General features: G+C 36.2%; 21 protein-coding genes. 9 read left to right on the top strand and 12 right to left on the bottom strand.

Annotation, left to right across the window (positions count from 1 at the left end):
• The first annotated feature begins 31 nt into the window (after nt 1-31).
• Both QPK98_RS04995 and QPK98_RS05000 read left to right on the top strand, forming a co-directional pair.
• Nucleotides 32-2,587 carry an ATP-dependent Clp protease ATP-binding subunit gene (locus QPK98_RS04995; protein WP_310991956.1) on the top strand — a complete coding sequence of 852 codons (2,556 nt, stop codon included), beginning with the start codon at nt 32-34 and terminating at the stop codon, nt 2,585-2,587.
• A 133-nt stretch (nt 2,588-2,720) separates the two neighbouring features.
• Nucleotides 2,721-3,104 carry a hypothetical protein gene (locus QPK98_RS05000; RefSeq protein WP_310991957.1) on the top strand — a complete coding sequence of 128 codons (384 nt, stop codon included), beginning with the start codon at nt 2,721-2,723 and terminating at the stop codon, nt 3,102-3,104.
• A 6-nt stretch (nt 3,105-3,110) separates the two neighbouring features.
• Here QPK98_RS05000 and QPK98_RS05005 read toward each other — a convergent pair whose 3' ends face one another.
• Nucleotides 3,111-3,995: a T9SS type A sorting domain-containing protein gene (locus tag QPK98_RS05005; RefSeq protein WP_310991959.1), complete on the bottom strand. Its 885-nt coding sequence runs from the start codon at nt 3,993-3,995 to the stop codon at nt 3,111-3,113.
• A gap of 11 nt (nt 3,996-4,006) precedes the next feature.
• Nucleotides 4,007-5,521 carry a histidine ammonia-lyase gene (gene hutH, locus QPK98_RS05010; protein WP_310992116.1) on the bottom strand — a complete coding sequence of 505 codons (1,515 nt, stop codon included), beginning with the start codon at nt 5,519-5,521 and terminating at the stop codon, nt 4,007-4,009.
• A gap of 181 nt (nt 5,522-5,702) precedes the next feature.
• On the opposite strand from hutH, the gene QPK98_RS05015 reads away from it, so the two are divergent.
• A complete protein-coding gene (locus QPK98_RS05015) occupies nt 5,703-7,070 on the top strand; it encodes a TlpA family protein disulfide reductase (RefSeq protein ID WP_310991960.1) in 1,368 nt (455 codons plus the stop codon).
• 99 nt (nt 7,071-7,169) lie between these two features.
• Here QPK98_RS05015 and QPK98_RS05020 read toward each other — a convergent pair whose 3' ends face one another.
• Nucleotides 7,170-8,720, bottom strand: a complete 1,551-nt coding sequence (locus tag QPK98_RS05020) for an NAD(P)H-hydrate dehydratase (RefSeq protein WP_310991962.1) — start codon at nt 8,718-8,720, stop codon at nt 7,170-7,172.
• Between the two features lie 185 nt (nt 8,721-8,905).
• On the opposite strand from QPK98_RS05020, the gene QPK98_RS05025 reads away from it, so the two are divergent.
• A complete protein-coding gene (locus QPK98_RS05025; RefSeq protein ID WP_310991964.1) occupies nt 8,906-9,322 on the top strand; it encodes a glyoxalase in 417 nt (138 codons plus the stop codon).
• A 68-nt stretch (nt 9,323-9,390) separates the two neighbouring features.
• Here the strand turns inward: QPK98_RS05025 and QPK98_RS05030 are convergent, their stop codons facing one another.
• Both QPK98_RS05030 and QPK98_RS05035 read right to left on the bottom strand, forming a co-directional pair.
• Complete coding sequence (locus tag QPK98_RS05030) at nt 9,391-10,071, bottom strand: DUF2461 domain-containing protein (RefSeq protein WP_310991966.1); 681 nt, start codon at nt 10,069-10,071, stop codon at nt 9,391-9,393.
• A gap of 67 nt (nt 10,072-10,138) precedes the next feature.
• Nucleotides 10,139-10,996 carry a YitT family protein gene (locus QPK98_RS05035; RefSeq protein WP_310991967.1) on the bottom strand — a complete coding sequence of 286 codons (858 nt, stop codon included), beginning with the start codon at nt 10,994-10,996 and terminating at the stop codon, nt 10,139-10,141.
• Nucleotides 10,997-11,813: 817 nt separating this feature from the next.
• On the opposite strand from QPK98_RS05035, the gene QPK98_RS05040 reads away from it, so the two are divergent.
• Nucleotides 11,814-13,133, top strand: a complete 1,320-nt coding sequence (locus QPK98_RS05040; RefSeq protein WP_435373089.1) for a glycosyltransferase family 2 protein — start codon at nt 11,814-11,816, stop codon at nt 13,131-13,133.
• Between the two features lie 307 nt (nt 13,134-13,440).
• Here QPK98_RS05040 and QPK98_RS05045 read toward each other — a convergent pair whose 3' ends face one another.
• The 3 genes from QPK98_RS05045 to QPK98_RS05055 form a co-directional block, all read right to left on the bottom strand.
• The gene (locus QPK98_RS05045) at nt 13,441-13,656 is read right to left on the bottom strand and encodes a cold-shock protein (RefSeq protein WP_310991968.1); all 216 of its coding nucleotides are present in this window, start codon (nt 13,654-13,656) and stop codon (nt 13,441-13,443) included.
• Between the two features lie 169 nt (nt 13,657-13,825).
• Nucleotides 13,826-15,139 (bottom strand): DEAD/DEAH box helicase, encoded by a 1,314-nt coding sequence (locus QPK98_RS05050; protein ID WP_310991969.1) that lies wholly within the window; start codon nt 15,137-15,139, stop codon nt 13,826-13,828.
• 269 nt (nt 15,140-15,408) lie between these two features.
• Nucleotides 15,409-16,545, bottom strand: a complete 1,137-nt coding sequence (locus tag QPK98_RS05055; protein ID WP_310991970.1) for an endonuclease/exonuclease/phosphatase family protein — start codon at nt 16,543-16,545, stop codon at nt 15,409-15,411.
• 528 nt (nt 16,546-17,073) lie between these two features.
• On the opposite strand from QPK98_RS05055, the gene QPK98_RS05060 reads away from it, so the two are divergent.
• From QPK98_RS05060 to QPK98_RS05075, 4 genes are all read left to right on the top strand, one after another.
• A complete protein-coding gene (locus QPK98_RS05060; RefSeq protein ID WP_310991971.1) occupies nt 17,074-17,685 on the top strand; it encodes a DEAD/DEAH box helicase in 612 nt (203 codons plus the stop codon).
• Nucleotides 17,686-17,736: 51 nt separating this feature from the next.
• Nucleotides 17,737-18,378, top strand: a complete 642-nt coding sequence (locus QPK98_RS05065) for a thiamine phosphate synthase (RefSeq protein ID WP_310991972.1) — start codon at nt 17,737-17,739, stop codon at nt 18,376-18,378.
• Nucleotides 18,379-18,574: 196 nt separating this feature from the next.
• A complete protein-coding gene (locus QPK98_RS05070) occupies nt 18,575-18,799 on the top strand; it encodes a hypothetical protein (RefSeq protein ID WP_310991973.1) in 225 nt (74 codons plus the stop codon).
• A gap of 40 nt (nt 18,800-18,839) precedes the next feature.
• Nucleotides 18,840-20,150: a S28 family serine protease gene (locus QPK98_RS05075; protein ID WP_310991974.1), complete on the top strand. Its 1,311-nt coding sequence runs from the start codon at nt 18,840-18,842 to the stop codon at nt 20,148-20,150.
• A 94-nt stretch (nt 20,151-20,244) separates the two neighbouring features.
• Here QPK98_RS05075 and QPK98_RS05080 read toward each other — a convergent pair whose 3' ends face one another.
• The 4 genes from QPK98_RS05080 to QPK98_RS05095 all read right to left on the bottom strand — a co-directional run bounded on the left by QPK98_RS05080 (nt 20,245) and on the right by QPK98_RS05095 (nt 25,211).
• Nucleotides 20,245-22,029, bottom strand: coding sequence for an aminopeptidase P family protein (locus tag QPK98_RS05080; RefSeq protein ID WP_310991975.1), 1,785 nt, complete (start codon nt 22,027-22,029; stop codon nt 20,245-20,247).
• A gap of 243 nt (nt 22,030-22,272) precedes the next feature.
• Complete coding sequence (locus QPK98_RS05085) at nt 22,273-22,740, bottom strand: phage tail protein (protein WP_310991976.1); 468 nt, start codon at nt 22,738-22,740, stop codon at nt 22,273-22,275.
• A gap of 4 nt (nt 22,741-22,744) precedes the next feature.
• Nucleotides 22,745-23,227: a phage tail protein gene (locus QPK98_RS05090; protein WP_310991977.1), complete on the bottom strand. Its 483-nt coding sequence runs from the start codon at nt 23,225-23,227 to the stop codon at nt 22,745-22,747.
• Between the two features lie 715 nt (nt 23,228-23,942).
• Entirely contained in the window at nt 23,943-25,211 is a 1,269-nt protein-coding gene (locus QPK98_RS05095) for an N-acetylmuramidase domain-containing protein (RefSeq protein WP_310991978.1), read from the bottom strand.
• Nucleotides 25,212-25,363 lie beyond the last annotated feature (152 nt).

Consider the following 25,363-nt stretch of genomic DNA (forward strand, 5'->3'; position numbering starts at 1 on the left):
TAGTAGTTTTAAGAAGAGAGGATATAAAGATATGGATGATAATTTTAGCCCTAGAGTAAAAGATGTAATTGCTTATAGCAAAGAAGAAGCCCTGCGTTTGGGTCATGATTTTATTGGCACTGAGCATTTAATGCTCGGGCTTTTAAGAGATGGCAATGGCAAAGCGGTAACCATTCTTAATGCATTGGCAGTAGATTTAAACCATTTAAGAAGAAAGGTAGAAATATTAAGCCCGGCAAATCCGGGGGTTTCGATAAATACAAACGACAAAAAGAACCTCCACCTTACCCGGCAAGCCGAAAGAGCACTAAAAACCACGTTTTTAGAGGCCAAACTTTTTCAGAGCAATGCTATCAATACAGCGCATTTGCTTTTGTGCATTCTAAGGAATGAAAATGACCCTACCACAAAGTTGTTGAACAAAATGAAGGTTGACTATGATGCTGTTAAAGACCAATTTAAGCTTATGATAACAAATAACGATGATGATTTTATAGAATCACCAAGAGCCGAATCATTCCCAAATGACGGCGATACTGCAGGTAATGACCCTAATAAGGAAAACTTGTTTACAGGCTCTGGTGCAAAATCGAACAAAAAATCTAAGACCCCGGTTTTAGATAACTTCGGAAGAGATCTAACTGCTATGGCAGAAGAAGGAAAGTTAGATCCCGTTGTGGGCCGTGAAAGTGAAATACAACGCGTTTCGCAAATTTTAAGCCGTAGAAAAAAGAACAATCCATTGCTAATTGGGGAACCAGGTGTTGGTAAATCGGCAATTGCAGAAGGATTGGCCTTGCGCATTATTCAAAGAAAAGTTTCACGTATTCTTTATGACAAAAGAGTTGTAACCTTAGATTTGGCGAGCCTTGTTGCAGGAACCAAATATCGCGGTCAGTTTGAAGAACGGATGAAAGCCGTTATGAACGAGCTAGAAAAGAATGATGATATTATTCTTTTTATCGATGAAATCCATACTATTGTTGGTGCCGGTGGCGCTACTGGATCTTTGGATGCTTCTAATATGTTTAAACCCGCCTTGGCTAGAGGCGAAATTCAATGCATTGGTGCTACTACACTAGATGAGTACCGCCAGTATATTGAAAAAGATGGCGCGTTGGAAAGACGATTTCAAAAGGTATTGGTAGAACCAACAACGGTAGAAGAAACCGTTGAAATTCTTCAAAATATAAAAGACAGGTACGAAGCCCACCACAATGTTATTTATACAGATGAAGCATTAGACGCCTGCGTAAAACTCACCAATAGATATATGACCGATCGGTTTCTTCCAGACAAGGCTATTGATGCCTTAGATGAAGCCGGATCTCGTGTTCATATAACAAATATTCATGTACCCGATAAGATTCTGAAATTAGAAAAAGACTTGGAAGAAGTACGGGAACTGAAAAATACAGTTGTAAAAAAACAAAAGTACGAGGAAGCCGCAAAGCTTCGTGACGACGAAAAAAACTTGGAGAAAGAACTAGCCAACCAACAAGAAAAATGGGAAGAAGATTCTAAACTTCATAAGGAAACCGTTTCAGAAGAAAATGTTGCTGAAGTTATCTCAATGATGACTGGAGTTCCAGTAAATAGAATTGCACAAACAGAAAGCACAAAACTCGCTGCCCTCCCCGACCGCATAAAAGGTAAAGTAATTGGCCAAGATGAAGCGGTTGCAAAGGTGGTAAAAGCAATTCAACGAAACCGGGCTGGATTAAAAGACCCCAATAAACCCATTGGCTCTTTTATTTTCCTCGGACAAACCGGTGTTGGTAAAACCCAATTGGCCAAGGTGCTGGCACGTGAGTTGTTTGACTCAGACAACGCCTTAATTCGTATAGACATGAGCGAGTATATGGAGAAGTTTGCAATCTCCCGTTTAGTGGGAGCACCTCCTGGGTACGTAGGCTATGAAGAAGGTGGCCAACTTACTGAAAAAATAAGAAGAAAGCCTTACGCTGTAGTGCTTTTAGATGAAATTGAAAAAGCACACCCCGATGTTTTCAATATGCTGCTTCAAGTTTTAGATGATGGGTATTTAACCGATAGTCTTGGAAGAAAAATTGACTTTAGAAATACTATTATTATAATGACTTCAAACGTTGGAGCCAGACAAATAAAAGATTTTGGACAAGGTGTAGGTTTTGGTACTTCTGCAAAGAAAGACCAAGAAGAATCACATACTAAAAGTGTGATAGAAAACGCCTTAAAGAAAACGTTTGCACCAGAGTTCCTAAACCGAATTGATGATGTAATGGTGTTTAATGCATTGGAAAGAGAACACATCCATAAAATTATTGATATTGAGCTGAATAAATTATTCCTTCGTATATCTGACCTAGGTTATGATTTAAAACTAACAGATAAAGCCAAGGATTATATAGCCGACAAAGGTTTTGATAAGCAATATGGTGCAAGGCCTTTAAATAGAGCCATTCAAAAATATATTGAAGATGCACTGGCAGAGGAAATCATCAATAGCAGCTTGCAGGAAGGTGATGCTATTACGATGGATCTAGATGAGAAAAAGAATGAACTGACAATTAAAATTAAAAAGCAGAAGAAGACGACAGAATCTTAATGGTTTCCCTTTAAATTTATATTAACAATCCTCCCAAATCAATATTTGGGAGGATTTTTTTATGATATTATTTTTAATATAACCGATTAATTAAATATTAATTTCTAACTTAGAACTTTAAATACCCTATAAAATGCCACTTACCTTACATTTTGAGTTTGGAACAGTTCAGGTTTTTGAAAACCACATTGTGGTTATTATGAAAGAGGGTATTACGGTTAAGCCAGCCCACACCCACAACTTGATAAATATTGCCGAAAAATATTACAAAGACACTTATTTTGGCTATATAACATGCCGCAAAAATAGTTATTCGGTAAACCCACTGGTGTATTTGGAAACTTCAAAAATTGAAAACTTAATTGCCCTTGCCTTTGTAAGTGAAAATGGACTAAAAGCATCAAACCTTCAAGTTGAACAAATTTTTTCAAAAAAACCATTACGGCATTTCACCAATTTAGATAGAGCGAAAGAATGGATTAATGAATTGATTGAAGAAAAAACCTTGAAAAAATAGTTACTACTATTTATTTATCTTAAAAGCTCTCTGGGTATTACCAATTCCAGAGGCTAAAATAATATATAAACCATTTTGATAACCGGACAGGTTAAAGGTTAAGGAGGTATTTCCGTTATTTATTTTTTCATCTAACTTCTTCCCAGAAAGATTAAAAACAGTAATTTTCTTTACATTTTGTGCATTTGTTAAAACACATTCATCACTGTTATTTTGTTTCGAAAGCACGAGATCTTGCAACTTGTTATTTTTGACTTGCAGATGAAGCGGAATACAATCGTCAATAGAGTCTAGATTGGCGTAAAAAACTTCAGTATTTTTAAAAAAACAACTCAGATGCCCTGCAGCATTTATGTTGGGTTTACCTCCTGGCGCATTAATAAGCGATAAAGAGCCAACTCCCTCAACCCAAACTGCATTGTTCGTACTACTGGTATTTCCGGGTGTTGGAGAAAAATAAAAATGGCGGTAGTTTGCACCGTCAACCAAGGGTTTTGCAACTATGGAATCTAATAAAAAAGGGCCGCCATCCTCAGGAAACGGACTAATTGGATTTTGCATATTAAAGACATCCCCTTCATTTAAGGTAAAGTCATACAACAAGTACTCTTCATTATAGCGTGGATCTATTAAGTTTAAATATACTTTTTTGCTAGCTATATCTTCACGCAATAAAAAAGTGCGCGAAATATAGTGGTATCCATCCAGTATCTTATAGCTTTTACCGTTTACCAATGTATCACCATCAGTAAAGTAAACATCGGTATGACATCCAAAATAACAGGAGGTAACATGCCATTCATTTAATTCGTCTAGTACTGGTCTATAATTTTGAGCCATGACAGAAACTCCAAAAAGTATAAAGCTTATCAATAAGAGTTTCTGTTTCATATAAAATAGATTTAATTATCGAATAATATTTCAGAATCAACATCCATTGCTTTTAAAAACGCAACTGTTGCATGAATATCATCTGCCATAACTCTATCATTTTCTATAAAAGGTACTACTGAGCGATAGGGTTTTAAAAAGGATTCTACAAAATCTGATGATTTTTTAGGTTTTCTAAATTTAAGTGCTTGCGACGCATTCATCAATTCAATTGCCAAGACGGTTTCAACATTTTCTATAATGCGCAAACACTTTGTAGCCGCATTAGCTCCCATACTTACATGGTCTTCCTGCCCGTTTGAAGACACTATAGAATCTACCGAGCTTGGAGTAGCCAATTGTTTGTTTTGACTTACGATGCTCGCTGCTGTGTATTGCGGAATCATAAACCCACTATTAAGCCCTGGGTTATCAACCAAAAATGCTGGTAAACCTCTAAGTCCTGAAACCAATTGATAAGTTCTTCTTTCTGAAATACTTCCGAGTTCGGCCATAGCAATTCCCAAATAATCTAAGGCTAGGGCCAAAGGCTGTCCGTGGAAGTTTCCTCCAGAAATTATAAGATCGTCTTTTACAAAAATATTTGGGTTATCGGTAACCGAGTTTACTTCAGTTTTAAACGTCTTGTTTGCAAAGTGTAGCGTATCCTTGCTTGCACCGTGAACTTGCGGAATACAACGGAACGAATATGGATCTTGCACATTTTTCTTTTCAGTAAGCCCTAACTCACTTCCTTCCAAGAATTCTAAAATTTGCGCTGCGGTTTTCACTTGACCACGATGTGGGCGCACAAAATGAACCAAGGCATTAAACGGGCTCATATTGCAATCAAAAGCATCTAATGAAACAGCCGAAATAAGATCGGCCAAATACGATAACTTGTAGCTTTTTAAAAGAACATAAATACCGTAGGCACTCATAAATTGCGTTCCGTTCAATAAGGCCAATCCTTCTTTTGCCTGTAGCGTTATGGGCTGCCAATCAAACTTTTTTAACACAGCTTTTGCGGCTACCCGTTCGTCGTTGTAATAAACTTCTCCTTTTCCAAGCAAAGGCAAAGCTAAATGAGCCAAGGGTGCCAAATCGCCAGAAGCACCAAGACTGCCCTGAGTATAAATTACGGGGAGCACATCGTTGTTATAAAAATCGATTAGCCTCTTAACCGTTTCAATCTGCACGCCACTATAGCCATAGCTTAAAGATTGAATCTTTAGTAGAAGCATTAACTTTATGATTGGTTTCGGAACAAACTCACCCGTACCACAAGCGTGAGACATTACAAGGTTTTCTTGCAGCTGCGAAAGGTTTTCAGAGGAAATCTTTACATTACATAAAGAACCAAACCCAGTATTTATACCATATACCGGAGTTTCATTATTCCTCATTTTATCAATTAGATATTCACGAGATTTTTTTATATTGAGTTGTGCTTCTTCAGAAAGTGCCAACAACTTGTTGTTTTCTATAATTTCCTTTACCAAGGTTAAATCAAGAATTTCTGAGCTTATATAATGAGTGTTTTGCATGGGAATCTTATGTTTCTGCAAAAATACAGATTTTTAATCGTTGTACCAGTTTTGATTCACTCCAAAACTATTTCAACATAAATTCTAATCCTTAAGATGCATTATAAAATTAATACTTTGTTATGAATGATTATACCCAAGCAATGGTTAATTTTGCCCCTTACTAAAAACACAATTTTATATGAAAAAATTAATTTTACTGGTTTCCATACTTGCAATAATTTCTTGTAAACAAGAAGAGAAACCAACATACACCGTACTAAGCGGAAAGCTTGAGAACAATGCGGCAGATAACGCAATTATTCGGGGCAATGGCTTTGAATCTAAACTTCCAATTGATGGTGCAGGTGGTTTTTCTGATACTGTTTATATAAAAAATGACGGGTTTTATGAAATGTATATAGGAAGAGAACGCACCGGAATATATCTTGAAAAAGGTAAAAATCTTTCAGTAACACTAAATACCGACGGGTTCGACGAGACTATAAAATACACGGGCGATTTAGCAAATGTAAATAACCTTCTAGCTTCTAAGTTTTTGTGGGAGGAACAAAACACCAATTATAAAAAATTGTATTCCCTAGAGGAAGAAAGCTTTTTAGAAGAATTGAACAAAAACCAAGAAAGTCTAGATAGCCTGTACGCCACACATAATATAACAAACAAGAACTTTAAAAAGGCACTAGCCAATGAAGATAAGTATTCCAAGGCCATAGTGATTGAAAACTATAGCAATGCCCACAGCTATTATACAAAAAAGGAAAACTTTAAGGTATCTGATGATTTTTATGAACCATTAGAAAGCATTGACTTTGCCGACACTTTAGCTTTCCGGAATTCGGTGGCCTATCAAAACTTATTGAACGCGCACTTTAATCGATTGGTAAGTGAAGAAACTTCAAAAAATAACGATCAAAATGAAACCCTTGTCTATTTAAATAAGGTAGATGATGTACTGCCAGATGGCTATGCAAAAGATAAAATCATGAGTTCGTATTTGCAATTTGGTTTAAAAGCCGACTCCTCATTAAAGGAAGCTTATACCATATATAAAAATAGCAATCCTGATGCGGAAAGTTTGGCAAAAATCACCGAACGTTATAACACACTAAAAAACCTTACAAAAGGTAAGCCCTCCCCTACTTTTGATTATGAAAACCATAAAGGCGGCACAACTTCTTTAGCCGATCTAAAAGGCAAATATGTGTATATTGATGTTTGGGCTACTTGGTGCGGGCCTTGTCTGCGCGAAATTCCATCGCTTAAAAAAGTTGAAGCAGATTACAGTGACAAAAACGTGCAATTCGTGAGTATTTCAATAGATGAGCCTAAAGACTATGATAAGTGGAAATCTATGGTCACGGAAAAAGAATTGGTGGGCATTCAATTAATGGCAGATCAAAACTGGAAGTCTAAATTTGTAAAAGATTATGCCATTTTAGGAATTCCAAGGTTTATACTTGTTGACCCAGAAGGAAACATTGTTTCTTCCGATGCGCCAAGACCTTCCAATCCGGAATTAAGAAAAACACTTGATGAGTTGCTATAAGCCTTCGCTACAACAATTTTATTAAATAAGAAAACCTTCATTTTAACTTCAAAAGACAGTTAAAGTGAAGGTTTTTTTAATTCTTAATTTCTTCATTCTTCATTCTTCATTCTTTTCTTGCGATTCCTGAACTTCTTCCTGCTGAAATAAATCGAGGTATGCCTTGGGTAAATTATCGATAATATCACTGGCAATTACAGGTTCATAGCCCATTTGGCCCGCAGCAATGTCGCCAGATCGCCCATGCATATAGACACCAAACACCGAAGCCAGCAACGGATCATAGCCTTGCGATAGTAGGCCGCATAAAATTCCACTTAAAACATCACCGCTTCCCGCAGTAGCCATTCCAGGATTTCCAGTGGTGTTTATATACAGCTGATCTCCAAAAACAGTAATGGAGTAAGCGCCCTTAATAACCACTACCACTTCGTATTTTTTTGAGAATTCTTTTACTTTTTCAAGCTTGTCGTAATCGTTTTTCCATTTCCCGATAAGCCGTTCCAGCTCGCCAGGATGTGGGGTTAAAATAGCGTTTTTGGGAAGCAACTCTAGCAACTCTTTATTTTCAGAAATTATATTTAAGGCATCGGCATCTATCACAAAAGGAGTTTGAGAGATTTCAAAAAGATTCTCTAGGGCTTTAACGGTGTTTTTACCCTTCCCTATTCCCATCCCCACCGCAATAGCTGCAGGTTTAAAGTTTAAAGTAACCGCACTAATAACTTCTTCCTGCTTATCGGTAATTATCATGGCTTCAGGAATTGCTGTTTGCAAAATGGTATAACCACACTTAGGGATAAAACTTGTCACCATTCCAGCACCAATTTTAAAAGCAGCTGTGGTTGAAAGAACGGCCGCTCCAATTTTTCCGTAGCTTCCCGCAACAATCAAAGCGTGACCATATGTGCCTTTATGGTCAAATTTTTTTCGAGGAATATAAAATCGTTGCGCTTCAGGCTTTGATATAAGTTGCGCCAAAGGCTCGGCCTTATTGAGAAACTCAGGATCTAAACCAATATCCAAAACCTCAAACTTTGAGACAAAATTAGCGGTTTCGGGCAACATAAAAGCTAGTTTTGGCACCTGAAACGTTAGGGTATGATCTGCTTTCACAACTGAAGCTTCATCTTTAATAGGTGCATTTGCAAAAAGACCACTGGGAATATCAATGGCTAATTTAAAAGCCTCACTTTTATTAAGAAATTGAATCAGTTTTTTCGTCCATCCCTCAGGCGCGCGATTTAGACCAATCCCGAAAATAGCATCGACAATAATATCATCTTTATCTATAGAAGGAAAATCATGTTCCCCCTTCATTAAAATACGATCTTCGATCTTTGTTATGGACTTTAACTTTTGATAGTTATCAAGAAAATTATCGGAACGTTCATCGCTAAAGTTTACCACATAAACAGTTACATTATAAGCTTGTTGAATTAATAGTCTGGCAAGCACAAGACCGTCACCACCATTATTCCCGATACCACAAAATATACGTATCGGCACCTGCGAGTGTTTTAAACGTTGATGCAACCAATTAAAAACCTGTGTTCCGGCACGCTCCATTAGTGCTTCAGAAGTGATTCCTTGCTTCTTGATGCTCATTTTGTCAGCTTGGTATAATTGTTCGGGGGAAAATATTCTCATAATAGTCCTTATGGTATTCTTGATTAAAAGTAATGTTTTAGCACTTCTGTAGCATCGCAATTTACAGCATGCAATTTCTCAAAGATAAGAAGATTCGCTCATATTGTTGAAAAGAACGTTTATAACTAATTCTAAAAGCTTTAGATATCAGGAATGAAATTTATAATTTTAAGAAAAACCTTATTATGGACACAAGAGAAAGCTTACTATTAAAATTGCGGCCTGATATTCCTTCAGCAAAAATTACAGCTTCTATGTCTGCAGATGAATGTTTTCAGAATCAAACGCTTCGCCCTGTCATAAAGCTTCAACATAATCTTTTGCTCGCCGCTTTTAAAAACTATATCAAGAAACATAAAGATGTGTTTTACGATCTTAATGTAGCAAAAAAGATGGATTATATTGAAAATTCAATTCACAAGGATATGAAATTTCGAAACTCCTTAAAAGGCATGATCATTGGTCAATTTACAACAGAAGAGTACAATGTTTATACTCAAAACTCTTCTGATTTAAACAAAAGAATGATGGATATTGTAAAGGAGCGTCTAAAAGACAACTTATTGTATTTTGAACATGCAAGCCTAGCAGTTGCTCAATAGCGCTTTATCTAGTTTCTTGTAGCAATAGTTCTAAAGTAGCTTAGCCGTGTAATAATTTTTTAACTATGCTAGTCTATGAGCGATACGCCGTTGAGATCGGTAGTTAAAACGTCGCTCATATAATTAAAGAATGGCCGAAGCAGGCTGTAGTGATAGATAAGTTTATCGGCAAAATCTGAAGAAAAAACTTCTTCATCGGTAAAATTATGCCGAAGTGTAAAACTTTTTAAACGGATTAAATCTATATTTTTATCTTCTTTATTAAACCCTCTTGGTGCAGTTTTAACGGCATTGTGCTGCATAAATGTACCAAAAGATTTTTTGAAATCGGGTTGTGCCAAAATCTCCCGTATTTCAGAAGCATCCACTTCAAACTCTTTCCGAATTCGTAAAAGATCGGCTGGTTCTGGAGCAAAAAAACCACCCGCCATATAACTGTTTCCCGATTCCAACCGCAAGTAATAGCCACCTCGACGATGCGCTCCTGCCCTACTGAAACTTACGCTTCGGTGCGAATTGTAAGGGGTTTTGTTTTTACTGAAACGGATATCGCGATTGATACGGAAAAGCTTCACTTTTGCAATCTCGTCGGTAATATTTAACCTTCGCTCAATCTCAGCATAAAACAACTTCAACTCCTTTTCATTTGCCAAATATTCCTTTTTGTTTTCCTGCATCCACTCCCGATTGTTGTTCTCTTTTAGCTTTAACAAGAATTGGAAAGCAGATTGGGGAATAGTCAGATTCATAATATTCTATTTTAGATGGTAAAGGTAAGGCTTGCATATTTAATATATAGCAAGCCTATTCCAAAACTCAATCCAGTATATTATTTGACTCTAATACATTTATTTGAGCCTCTGGGTCAATCCTTAGGATGATATTTTTTAAAACGTCCAGTTTTTTAGTATTTCGGGTAACCAAGATCATTTTTTCGTTACTGTCATGGTGAATCAATTTTAAAATACCGTCCGTGCTCTTTTTGTTTAATAATATTTCTTCTTGAATCAGAATATTTTTTGTGGAGAAAACCAAAATGGTCTTATTCTGAACTGACTTTTTCATATAGTATTCAATAGTTTTACTAATAGCTACAATAGCAACAATACTATAAGCTGCCATTGTAAAGTCTGCAAACACTACTGCTCCAAGTATAACTACCGATCCGTCAACAGCCAATATCAGCTTGTTGTAAGGGAGCCTTATTTTTGTTGAAAGTATGCGTACTAAAATATCGTTACCACCAGTAGTAGCACCAGCATTCATAACCATAGCAATTGCGAAACCAATAATCACACCGCCAAAAATAGAAGACATCAATACATCGTCAATAAATACTTTACCTCCTGTAAAGGAAGATATCATATCAATATAGAATGACACTAAGACCATTGAAACCAAGGTTTTTAAACCTGTTTTTGCCCCCAGAACCTTTGTGCCCCACAACAATAGCGGAATATTTATCAGCAGGGCAATATACCCCACAGAAAATCCGGTAACCTCCTTAATTACAATACTTAAACCTAAGATTCCACCCGGAACAATATTGTGCGGAATAATAAGTAAGGCGTATGCGGCCGATAGTAATGTAGAGCCAAGAAGCACACGAGTGTAACTTTTTAACTCACTTAAAACAATTTGTTTTTCAATTTTTAAGGCAAAAACACTTTTCATTATATTTTTTTGGTTTTATACTACTCTCAATATTTTTACTTTTAAACTTCACTGTCTATTTTAAACAAAAATCCCCTTGATTATTAGATTATCAAAGGGACTCACAAACAGTGTATATGCTGTAGTTTACCCACTCCGATTTGTCCATATATTTTTAAAATTGCACTTCAGCATACCTTGTCTTTTTTTTGACCGCGCGAAAATAGAACATATTAATTTATCAACGCACGTTTTTTTAAAATAAATTTTATGGATTTAGAAAAACTTTCATTAGTGTCCGACAAAGATGTACGACCGCTTCGCTAAGTGACTAACGACGTACGACTAGAATTGTAAAGTCTTGATAATTAGGTTAATTCTGTTATACATTTTTTTAAAATGTTTATCCTTTATTGGAATCTCAATAGCAAGGTGTTATATTTTAATATTATTCTAAAAGCTTACTATTGTTGAAACAAGTGGTTTTTTAATTATTTTAATCGGACACTACTAAAAAACTTTGTTGAATGTCTCTTCTTTGTACCCAGGCTGTATAATTGTATACCTAATATGTATAATAATTACACATACATAACCATAATTTTTTTTAAACATTACTGATTAACAGACACCTACGCAATGGCATAGCAGTTGTTAAAACCGTTTCTGAAATAAACATCTAAAAACCCCACATTAGAAGACTATGGAAACCGAAACGCTTAACATAAAAAAATCAGATGCTAAAAGCAAAGCAAAATTTTCTTCCGAAGTACAAACACCTACAATGGAATTGACCAATATTGAGAAGAAGATGAAAACCGCAGGAACGCCACCTAAAATGAGATCAAACCCATGGGGGATTTTTGTTTTAGCAAGCACCTTTCTTTTAATGATTGGAGCTACTTATCTATTCTTTTTATTAGATAACGATTTTGCCGCTTTTCGAGAAGAGCGTTTAAGCTCAACTTTAGGCTTTGCATTTTTAGCATTGGCAACTGGGTTATTCATATTTAAAGCCGGTTTTTTTGTCTATACCCTCTTCAGGTATTTTAAATATAAAGCCATTGCCTCTGTAAGTGATTCGGAATTGCCAACATGTACGGTTATTGTTCCTGCCTATAACGAAGGAAAACAAGTTTACGACACCCTGATGAGCTTAGCAAAGAGTGATTACCCCAAAGCTAAACTACAATTGCTTTCTATTGATGACGGCAGTAAAGACGATACATGGTACTGGATGAAAGAAGCGAAAAAAGTATTGGGTACCCGTGTTGATATTTACCAACAACCAAAGAATAAAGGAAAGCGACATGCATTGTACCGCGGATTTAACTTAGGGTCTGGAGATGTTTTTGTTACCGTTGATAGTGACTCTATAGTAAAAGCTAATACTTTAAGAAATTTAGTAAGCCCGTTTATTACAGATAAAAATTGTGGTGCAGTTGCAGGTAATATTCGTGTTTTAAATAAAAAGAAAGCACTCTTACCAAAAATGCTAGATGTGAGTTTTGTGTTGAGCTTTGAGTTTGTTCGGTCTGCAGAAAGTAGCCTAAACTCTGTTTTATGTACGCCAGGTGCCTTGGCGGCTTATAGAAGAACCGCTGTTTTTGAATGTCTTCCTGAATGGATTTCACAAACTTTTATGGGTAAGCCTTCTGATATTGGCGAAGACCGAGCAATGACTAATATGATTTTAAAACAAGGGCATAAAGTGTTGTTTCAAAGAAATGCATACGCCTACACCAATGTCCCTGAAAATTATACCGGGCTCTATAAAATGTTTATTAGATGGGGCCGTAGTAACGTTCGTGAAAATATTGAAATGTCTAAATACGTTTTTACAGACTTTAGATCAGGAGCAAAATCTGGAACAAGGTTGTTGTTTATAAGCCAATCATTAAAGATAATTATGAGCTACCCGTTTATTCTGTTTATGATGTTCTTTATTGTTACCCACCCTATACTTTTCTTAAGCTCAACATTTTTCGGAATTTTGCTTATGTCTAGTTTTCCCATGTTGTTTTATGCAAAACGATACAACCTATCAGAGTCTTTTTGGGCGTATTCATATAGTGTGCTGTTTACTTTTGGCCTATTCTGGATTACACCTTATGCCATAGCCACTGCCAGCAAAAGTGGTTGGTTAACGCGTGGCTAACCAAGCTATATTTTTTACATATTAGGGAGCACCCGCATTATCAAGATAGCCAACTATTAACCAACAAAAAGCTTGATGTGCGGGTGTAATTGTTTAGTACAGCATTATCGTACTTAGCATGTGCTAGCCCCATATTCTTCTTATAAAAAACCATAGGGGGATTTTAGCGTCATTGCCTTAAATTGTCTGCTTTTCTAATAAATCATTTCATCTGTTTTAGTCAAACACCCCTATAATAAGAACCAAACTTTTTCGCATAAAAAAACCATCCGTTAAGATGGTTTTTTTATACTAAAATTTTCTTGTGTTAAACTACTTTAACCTCTGTGGCACTCGGGCCTTTTTCTCCTTGCTCAATACCAAACTCTACTTTATCGCCTTCGCGAATCTTGTCAATGACATTAGATATATGAACAAAAATATCGTCATCGGTACCTTTTATATTAATAAAACCATATCCTTTTGAAACATTAAAAAACTTTACAGTACCTTCTTTTCTAGGTTCTGGCTTTTTGGTATTCATCAACTTATTTATAAATGCTCTTAACATTATTTCTGATTATTTAAATTATAAATTCTTGTGTTTCTCATAGTGCCCAATATAACCAATCTGAAATAATAATTAAAAAATACATGCGAAAATTATTCAGAAAAAGGAAGCCCTAAGGTCCTGGTTAGTTTGTGAGTGCAAGCTAGAGCACATAAATTCGCACTTTCTTCTTTTTTAGGCGGCTATTATTTAACCTGCTTACCAGCTTATCTGCAATTGATAACGGAACTGAAACAAAAGCACAATCCTGTTTTAATTCTATCACGCCCAATTGATCGGGAGGAATTCCGCCTTGTTTTATAAAGAGACCAGCAATATCGCCTTTGGATATTTTATCTTTCCTTCCGCCAGATATAAAAAGCGTTTCCCAAGCTTGTTCGCTTTGTGAAGCTACATCTGGAATTTTAAAAACGGCTGAATTCTCAATAAACTCTGGCAATAATTGGTCTTTCCATTTTAGCACATAAGCAGTTCCCTTTTCGTTGACCCTTGCCGTTCTTCCGTTTCTATGGGTGAACTCTATTTCGGAATGAGGCAGCTCGTAATGAATTATAAATTTTAGCTCTGGAATATCTATACCTCTAGCGGCAAGATCGGTAGCCACCAATATCTTACTGGTACCATTTCTGAACTTTATCAGAGCTCGTTCCCTATCTTGTTGCTCCAAGCCTCCTGAAAAACAGGTGTGACCAATATTGTGGTCATCTAGAAAGTCACTTACCCTGGCAATACTATCCCTAAAATTGCAAAAAATAATTCCAGGTTGGTTCCCCAAATAATTTAAAAGCTTCAGCAAGCTAGTAAGCTTATCTTTTTCAGGAGAAACCACTGTTTTAACCACCAATTTTAATTCGGCTTTTTTAGATAAATAGTTTACAGTTTTTGGATCGGTTAAATTAACAAACTTTGGAATTTCAACCCCTTGGGTGGCCGACGTTAGTATGCGCCTACTTAAATTTGGCAGGGAGTCTAATATCTCGCTCATTTCATCTTTAAAACCTATTTCTAACGCTTTATCAAACTCATCAAGCACCAAGGTGGCTATACTTGCTTTTGAAAAACGCTCGTCGTCAAAATGATCCAAGATTCTTCCGGGCGTTCCAACCAAAATAGCGGGGGTATGTTTTAATTCTATTTTGTCTTTACTTTTAGCCCTACCGCCATAAACGGCATTCACCTTAAATCCCGAACCCATATTGCGGATTACCTGCTCAATCTGAATAGCAAGCTCACGAGTAGGAACAAGGATTAATGCCTGCACTTCAGGATTATTTAGGTCTAAAAATTCAATGATCGGCAATAAAAACGCCAAGGTTTTCCCCGTTCCCGTTGGGGAAAGTAAAATGGTGTTTTTTGTAGTTTTAATTACGTTAAGAGCTTCCCGCTGCATGGGGTTTAAGCGCTCTATATTGAGTTTTGCTAAAATCTCCTGTTGATTCTTAGTATTGGCTGTCATTGTTGCTTCGTCTTCGGTTAGTCGTCCAATTTTTATAGGTAAAAGGAAATTTCAATTGGTTTGCATGAAATCTACCTATTTATTGTTCAGTGGTCAAAGATACAGCGTAGCTTACTATTTTTCGGGAATAGTTTAGAGTAGGAAGCAATAATTTTTCAATAGTAAGTTTCTGCTCAATTCTAAATACCATCGTGCCATTGGCTATAGCTCACAGCAATAATTAAAGCCAGGGCAATGCCTTAAAAATTGTATTGCGCAAAATATAACACTCAGAACCAACGAAGCTTATTCGCTAAAAACTCATCACTGCTTTCAGTTTGTAGTTCTATCCAGATGGGCAGGTGGTCGCTTATTTGGTTTCGTTTCCAGTACCTATTAAAATACGACTTGAATTTTGCATTACTGGTTAATGTATCAGGATTTCCCTTATGAAGCCGCATTAAGCTATGGTAATTCGCTATTTCTTCCGGGGTATTGATATAGACGTAATCAAATAAACTGAAAACCCCGCCCTTCTCCTTTCCCTCGGCATCCATAGCAATTTTAAAGTAATCGTTTACATTTAAAAAAACCCGATCATAAATTTGATTCAAACTGGTATTGGTAAACTTACCTTGTAAACCATTGCTTTCTTCAAAACCGGTATCATTTATTATCTTTACTATATCGTCGTCTTCCTTATATAAGTTTGTATCGCCTACAATCACAATGTTTCTATTTTCAAATGCGGCAGAATTAATTTTCTTTCTAAGAATATCCATTAATAAACGTACCTCCTCTTTCCGAATCGCCCTATTGCCCGAACCTTCTCCCGGGTGTAAATGAACACTAACCACCTCAAATTTACGCCATCCACTTTCAAAACCTGTAAACGTGGGCGTTCGCTTAAGTTGCTTAATAATGGCATCTTCTGCAACTGACTCTGGGGAGATTACAATTTCTCCCGATAATCCAGACTGGGCTACCCGGCGCGAATCGTAAATAAAACCAAAGCGCTCATCGTTTCCTGAATTGCCTTCGGTAACATCGCTAAATGTGTGTTTCCAATGACTTCCCAATAGCCTAAGCACTTTTTTAAAATCGCTTAAATCTCTATTAATTTCCTGTATGGCTACGATATCAAAAGCGTTTATTATTTCGGCGATATAATATAAGGATTCCGCAGTTCTGTTTTTTAAGGTGCCAAAATTCTTAATATTCCAAGAACATAGCAATAGATTGGTATCTACTGTTTTCCTAGGGATTTTATCCCGAATTCCCATCCGTAACCTCAAAAGATTAGTTATCGTACGTTTCTTATCAGCGTTGGCTAACATACGGCTGTAAGCGTTTTCTGAATCCAGCATTATTAATGAATATCTATCATTAAGTAATTCCCGGTCTGGTCTTAAGTCATTATACCACATATCTTTTTTGATTTTAGTTAGTTTCAGTCAGTGATATATGAAATGCCATTTTCAATATTTCCAAAGAGAAATGCGTGCTACCTACTAACTAATAAGCTATTACATAAATATATAAAATATTGTTCAATTAAACCTGCTTCTTAACTCGTGTTCACTTTTACAAACATACTTCGCCTTGTTTCCCCTACAACTAGTAATTTCAAGGGTTATTATTTAAAAACGTTTTACAGATTATGATAAAAAGTTGAATTGTTAGAGCGCCCAGCTTAGAGCTTCTAATACAGGGTATTTCCCGCTTTCCACTACAACTCCTCATTCCGCTATCGTTTTATTGCGGGATTTCCATTGCAATCGGGGCTAGAAAATTAAGCCTGGCACCCTAATAATTTTGTGAGCGAAAATCACCTTCAAGAAAATTATAACCAAATACAACTATAGAAAAAGTAGCAATGGCTAATTAAATGGTCTTTAGATAGTATATTTGTTTAGATAAATTAGTCTGCTCAATAATTCAACGCCATACCTTTCATGCCTTTTAAAAAGTTACATCCCGAAATACAAGAAAAACTAACACAGTTTGAAATTACAACCCCTACCCCATTACAAACCAAAAGTATTCCGGTTATAAAAAGTGGATCCAATGTATATTGTATAGCGCCAAAAGGAAGCGGAAAAACTACTGCTCTTATCCTAACAACCTTACAAAAATTAAAATATAGAGCAATGGGCAACGCTCCTAGAGCTGTAGTTCTTGTAGAAAATAAAGATACAGCCTTAGCCTTGTACGATGCGTTTCTAGCTTATACCAAAAACAGCTCCTTACGGGTTTATGTGGGATATGAAGCACTTCATAACGATGTGCAAAAATCTGAAATTGCTATGGGAGTTGACATCCTTATTTCCACGCCAAAATCGATTAACAAATTGTTTTTAACCAATGGAGTTAGTGTTACCGATTTAAGGATATTCAGTATAGATGACGCCGAATTTCTAAGTCAAAAATCAACCTATTCCGCTATAATGTCTATAACCCAAAGCATTCCCAGGTGCCAATATGTGCTGTATTCAGAAAAAATGCACCCCATGTTAAAACGATTCGAGTCGCATTTTATGGAATTTGCAAAAGTTGTTAAGATATAATGGTGAGATTGCAACCTGTAACCGCAACCTGTAACTTGAAACTCTTTTATTATGATACCTAAATTACATTATATATCGCAGGGCGACTCGCCGAAAGAACATTTAGAGCACATCCAGAAAGCATGCACTTCTGGAGCTGAATTGGTGCAATTGGGCTTCAATGGTTCTTCAGAAAAAATGTTATTAAAACTAGCTCATGAGGCTCGGGAGATTACCGCACATTTTCAAACTAGGTTATTAATTCGCAATGATTTTAAAATAGCCAAAGCCGTTAAGGCAGATGGTGTACATATAGAGAAAGCTGGCCCCTGTGCTAATACTGTTAGAAAACAGCTACATAGTTGGCAAATTATTGGTGGCGTAGCAAACACATTACAAGATTGCGAGCAACTACTAGATAAACAGGTAAACTTTATTAGTTTGGGTCCTTTTCGAGAAATTGAAACTGATGGAAACCTGCCTACTGCTTTAGGTTTAAAAGGTTATACGGCTATTTCTGATGTATTAAAAACCGGCACGCCTATTATCGGTTTTGGAGGTATCACGACAAAAGATGTTACAGCTATTTTAAATACAGGAATTTCTGGATTAGCAGTTTCTAACGCCATTACGCGAGATTTTAATGCTATAAAAACATTTCATCAATTGCTCAATGCATCGTCAACAGCCGAGCAACGGTTTACGTTTGAATAAGAAATTAGATTTGAAACGTGAATCGAGGCCTTTGACACTTTAGACTGAAAGCGTCTAAAATTAAATATAAGCCTTTATAGGGTCTGATTAAAGATTTTTATATTTTTATAATTCAACTACAGGTTTATCAATTATATAGCATTTAAGTCTTAAGTATTAGTAGGACATTAATGAGAATCTATAATAAATACATGTTATGAAACTAAACTTATTGTCTTGTAATGCCCAACGACCAGATAAAAGAGCGATTGCCGAAACTATCACCGAGATTGCAGTAGGAATAGACCAATCCTTAAGTCATGAGCTTACCCAGGTACTTTTGGAAGGAGACGCTGTGGACATTGAAGTTGAAGATAAAAATTCAGGCTCAGCACTTAGGGCTTTGCGAAAATTAAGTATCGATTGCGAAATTATAGAATAACTTGCCAGCCACTGGTTTTTAAAGTATAAAAATTAATATTATGAAATCAATTCGCCGCTACTACCTCTTACTCTCCATACTGCTTGTTGTTGGCTGTAAAAGCGCATCGGTTGTTGAGAAACCTACAATAAAAAGCTCAAATTTCGAAAAACTGGCAGGTATTGAAAATATTGTCAGCATTGAAAAAAAAGCAACGGTAAGTCATTTTGATGAAAACTATGAGCTGTGGTTTGAACAGCCCATTGATTACACCGACTCAACAAAAGGCACCTTTAAACAATGTGTGTTCCTAGGCTTTGAAAATTCTACTCAACCTGTGATTGTTGAACTTAGTGGCTACGGCATAAATTCTGAAAAGGCAGGCGAATTGGCCAGTCATTATAATGCAAACCAAATAGCAATTGAGCACCGATATTTCAATAATTCACGACCGGAAAATATAGATTGGAATACCCTTACGGTAAAAAACGCAGCTAAAGATCAAGCTGTTATAATCACTGCAATTAAAAAGACGTTATACCCAGATGCAAAATTTATCTCTACGGGAATTTCAAAAGGTTGCCAAACGGTTATGGCCCATCGCAGTTATTTTCCGGAGAATGTAGATGGCTGCGTTTGCTACGTAGGTCCGTTAAACTTAAAAAGGGAAGATGATAGAATTTTTGAATTCTTAAAAACAGTGGGAACCGAAGCGGAGCGAGCAAAAGTCAAGGCGTTTCAGGAGTTGTGTTTTGAAAATAAAGCCGGTCTCTTAAAAATATTAAAAACCAAAGCTGACGAAAAAGAAATGTCATGGGAGTTTGGTGTTGAAAAAGCGCTTGAATATTCAATCTTGGAATACGCTTTTGCATATTGGCAATGGGGAACAGAACCAGAGGAAATTCCGTCAAAATCGGCATCTGTATCAGAAATTTATAAGCATCTATTTGATGTTGTTGGCTATGGTTTTTTTGAAGAAAAAGCGGTAGCGAATCTACAGCCTTATTTTTGGGCTGCTCTAACCGAACAAGGTATTTACGGCTATGAAACCATGCCATTTGAAAAGTACCTTCACACAGATAAATTATACACTTTTGATTGGGCATTTCCAGAAGGTATTACGAAAACATACAACTTAAAACCCATGCAACGCATTCAGGCCTTTTTAGATTCAGATGCAGAAAAAATGCTTTTTATTTATGGCGAATACGATGCGTGGAGTGCTACAGCTGTTGAGTTAGCCGAAAATGCAAATAATCGTGAACTATATAAATTCGTAAAACCCAAAGGAGATCATAAAACCCGCATACATAGTTTTAAGCCTAAAAAGCAGCAGGAGATTTATAGTATTATAGACAGCTGGCTGGAATAGTGAGCGGTGCATCCTTTTGAAATAGAAATTTAAATTAAAAACCGAAATAGAAATGATCAGGGTAAATGCGTGTTTTATGCTGTTTTGACCTGCATTATAAGGGTTTACACATTTCTTCTAGCCATTCTTTTTCATCGGTACCCAACATTGGGGAGAGGTTTTCATAAACCATTTTATGATATTCATTAAACCATTGTTTTTCTGCGTCTGATAGCAGTGCTTTGTCTATAAGTTGCCTATCAATAGGAAACAATGTGATTGGCGTAAAGCCCAGGAATTTTCCAAAATCCGTTTCTTCCTTCTCTATGGATAACACTACATTTTCAATACGAATGCCATAAACACCTTTTTTATAACACCCCGGCTCAATGGTTGACAGCTGATTTTTTAAATGCACCGCACTGCCGTTACTGGTGGTCATGCTTGTAGCAAAACCTTGTTCTGGCTCGTGTACCATGCCAAAACTTCCGATACCATGACCAGTACCATGCGGGTAGTTTAAGCCTTCTTTCCATAAGTGAAACCTTGCAAAACCATCAATTTGCATTCCAACAGTACCTTCGGGAAACTGTAATTGCTCAAGGCTTATATAGCCTTTTAAAACTGAAGTGTAGGCCGTTTTTAATTCCTGCGTTGGTGTACCTCCTAGCCAGACGGTTCGGGTAATATCGGTAGTACCATCTTTATATTGTGCGCCACTATCAACCAACAGAATGTCTTCATTTTTTACCATTGCCGCTGTCTCTTGCGACGCCGTGTAATGAATAATGGCTCCGTTACCTTTATAGCCGACAATTGCCGCAAACGATTCGCCTATGTATAAATCTTGTTGTTTTCGAAAACTTTCTAACTTTTTACCAATTTCATATTCTGAAATAGCTCGGGATGTAAGCTCTTTTTCCAGCCAAATAAAAAACTTTGTAAGTGCAACTCCATCTTTTACCATACAGTTTTTAGCACCGTTAATTTCTGTTTCATTTTTAATGGCTTTCAATTCTTTTGCGATGGAGTTCTGGTATATAAATTCACTTTGAACCACATTAAAAACAGCATAGTTTAAGGACGAAACATCGGTAATGATTTTTTTATTGACATCGAGTTTCTTTAACGCTTGAATTGCCAACTTGTAATCAATAATTTCAATATTGATTTTAGATAAAGCACCAATTGCCGAAGGAGAAAATCTATTTCTGTCACAAAACAAAACGGTGTTTTCAAGCCCTACCAAGGCATAAGCAGTAACTAGCGGGGTAAAATCAACATCTTTGGAACGGATGTTAAACAACCAGGCAATTTCATCTAAACTGGAAAACAAATAATAGTCGGCCTGTGTAGTTTCTATTCTATTCTGAACTTTTTGAAGTTTAGAAGCAGTTGTTTCTCCACTGTAATCTAGCGGATGGATATCTATGGGAAAACTGGGTAAAGCTGGTCTTTCCGCCCAAATTTTAGAGACCAAATCTGGTGTGTTTTTAAGGTGAATTTTTTTAGGCTTTGCCACTGCCTTAAGATAATCCATTTGTGATTTGGAAAACTGTAAAAAATCCATTCCAATAACTGCGCCTTCCGCTAGGCTATCGCACAACCATTTTACATGCTCAGGTGCATGCGGGATAGATTGTTTATGCAAGTTGATATCAAAGGCCTCACATTCGTCTTCAAACTGTATAAAATAACGGGAATCCGTCCAAAGTGCTGTTTCATCTTGGTTTAATACCAACACTCCAGCCGAGCCGGTAAACCCTGAAAAATACTCCCTTAGCTTCCAATGTTCGGCTACATACTCTGACTGATGCGGATCTGTTGACGGAATTATAAATGCGTCTAAGTTGTTATTAGTCATTTCTTGACGCAGCTGTTGTAGCCTCTTATTAATCATATACAATTGAAGTTTATGCGGATGAATTAGAATCCTAGAATAAATAAATCACTTTTTATCAACTACTTATTTAGAGTATTGCTAACTAAACGAAGCATGATAGCGCAAAAGTAAGAATATTCATAAAGATGGAGCTCAGGAAGATCGGTTTAAAGCATGTTATTGTGTAGCACAAAATGAGGATGATCGTCCTAAATGTAGAAAGGATGAAAAGATTAAAGCAAACTTAACCTATTTATAAAACTAATTTGCTTCCAGAATGGTTAGCCCTTCGTGTACCAATATCATGGTTTCAATAGCAATTTCGTTGGAATCAGCTTTTAGAACGGTAGATTGTACTTTACGCGGCCAAGCTTTTTTGAGAAGCCAAGTAATTACCGGTTCGTGTTTCTCATCTAATAGTCTAATTGCTATATCTCGACGATACTTAGAACCAGTATTATTTCCTTCCTGAAAAAAGTATGTTTTTTGCCATTCCTTAAAGAAATCGAAATCGCCTTGAAAAACACCTCTTTTTAAAGTTACATCTGAGTACTTGGTTCTACCTGGTTGCTTGCTAGCATTATAATTTTTACTGCTACCCTCTCGATATTCTATTACTTCTGTTTCAAAATCGAGTCCGTGTATTTCGGTAAAACCAATTCTGAAATCTGCCCCCCATTCAACGACAAAGTGAAAGTTTGTTAATGGATAATCTCCTATTGCTGCCATAATTTTAGTTTTTAAAATTTATACAATTATCTTTTTTTTTGGAGGTTTTTATTTGCTCAATTGCTTTTCCCTTCTTATTCAAAACCTGAAAACGCTGGTATGAAAGCTCTATAGTCTCAATTAATACTTTGGTTTCTTGAGCGTGTAATTCGTCCACACCCCAAGCAACTGGTACTGCGCTTTCAATATACCAACCACTAATCATTTCGTGTTCTTCATTTAAAAGCTTAACAACAAGGTCTAATGGTTTCTTTTTCTTGTTATTGATTGCATCCATGCACCATACAACTATCTCGGAATCCGGCTGGTAACCACGCCTTAATATTATATTTTCAAAATGGACATCCGATTCATTTGAGTCGTCATTTTCACAAACTCTAGCTTTAAGCCCACTTACAGACTGAAAACTTCTATCATTGAAGAATTGCTTGTTTTTAAATTCAACAACAAAGTGCATGTTCAATAGCGGGTATGTAGATTTTGTCATGTTTATAGACTTATAAATTTCAGTGCTACCGCTTAATCCAGCATTTTACAAATACTGTTTTAAATAAAAAGGATCATTTCACAGTAGTTTTCATTATACATAATAGTCGTGTCCGACTAAGACTTAACATCACTAAAAAACGTAAAATTTGCCTGTTGTGCATTGGCAAGCAAGCGTAAGACTTACTTCCTAATAAATTGATGATCAGGCTAGGTTGAATAAGCACAACTCTTTTTTATTAAACCCTAGTTGTGATTTCTATAGAATGATGTAAATTAACAATAAAGCTACAAGAGCCTAATAGCGCACAGGTATTTGATTTTTTAAACATTTAAATCGGACACAACTAAATATATATAAAACCACAAGTTAGGTTTCATCATTGCTAAACAACTGAATATAAAAATATAGTCGTGTCCGACTAAGATATAAGACCGCTGCGCTGAAAGACGTAAGACCTGCTTTTTAATAGATTGAAAACTAGATAAAATTGATTAAACATACTTTTTAATTGATAAATTTTGATGCTAAGTATAATAGCATGCTGTCATTAAATAAAAAATATTCTAATTGCCTATTATCTGTGACTCAATGAATTCTCTCACTCTTTTAATCGGACACTAATGATAAATGTACTAAAAATTAAATGAATTGAGTTTTAAAAATAATATTATCGCTTAATTACACCATTCAATCTATGGAATGCAAAAAAACACTAAGCATACTTATGGTAAGCATTTTTCAACTTTTCGTCATAGCGATTCGCTCTATATCCTGGACCGTTATACCGTCTTGCAAATGCTGCCCAATCATGGTTTCTTAAATATGAGAATAGGTTGTTTACCTTTAGAAATTTTCCAAAAGCAGCCAATTGCCGGTTTTCATCTTTCTTCATATCGCAAACAAATTCTAAAATATCGTAATACCCCAAGGATCGATAGTTAAAACCCATAATCTGAAATAAACCATACGAAGCTGAACAATAAGCAGCTTCGGTAAGATCAGCCTTTGAATTGATGGCAATAGCTTTTTTAAGTCGAACCCATTCCTTGGCTCCCCCTTTATAATGTATTTTTGTCCAGCTTGGATACAACACATCTTCATTACTAGGTTGTAAACGTTCGCAATCATATCCATTTTGCTTGAGTTGTTTCCAGAATATATGTCCTTCAAATAAAATAATTGGCTGCCCATTATCCAAAAATCCAGCTCCCCTACTCTCTACATCGAGAACTGCCTTAACAGCCGCAATTTCAATATTGTTATTTTCTGAAAAGGATTTTACATCTTCCTCTTTAAGCGATCTATTTGTTTTGTTTATTGCGTTTAACAGAACATCCTGCATTAATTTAAACCACGTTGCCGTTGCGACAATTCCATCTGAAATCAATGCGTTTTTTCCTTGAAAGTCTTTAACGGCACGTTCAGTAATTGGACCAAAATCGCCGTCTAAATAAAGATTATACCCCTTGGTGTTAAGTAATTCCTGCAGCTTCTGTACGTTTGCCCCACGCATACCAGGCCTTAACAAAGGCTGTTGATCAACCGTTTTTTGTACAATAGAACTACTTAGTGCATTCCAAGTTTCGGTATTAGCCAATCCGGTACTGCTTAAGCTATTATTAATTTGAAATTCTTTAACGGCGTGCTCGGTTGCCGGACCAAAATCACCGTCTAGCACTAACTGAAACCCCACCCGATTAAGCAATTGCTGAAGCTTTCGCACGGTACGGCCCTTGTCTCCCTTTTTAAGTGTAGATTGGTCGGAAGTTTCAACTGGTGGCGTATTTATTAGGCTAGCCCAGGTTTTATTATAAACAACAGCATCAACATCCAATCCAGCCTTTTGTTGAAAATCTTTAACCGCTTCTGTCGTTTCCATGTTGAAATATTTTGATACAGACACCTTATAGCCTTGTTCTTGTAACAACTCCTGAAGCATTCCAACTGCTTTTCCTTGAGACTTCGGTTTTATTAGTCGCATTATATTATGGTTTACAATGAAGAATTAATTGAATGTTAATCTTGATTCTGAACATCAAAACACATTCATGACTGTTAAAAATAGCCAAAATTAGCTGAAATACATCATGTTAGGTGATTTTTCCGTGATTGCAGATAGACCGTTCTTGTTGT

This window comes from Aequorivita marina (assembly GCF_031631895.2).
GTDB lineage: Bacteria > Bacteroidota > Bacteroidia > Flavobacteriales > Flavobacteriaceae > Aequorivita > Aequorivita marina.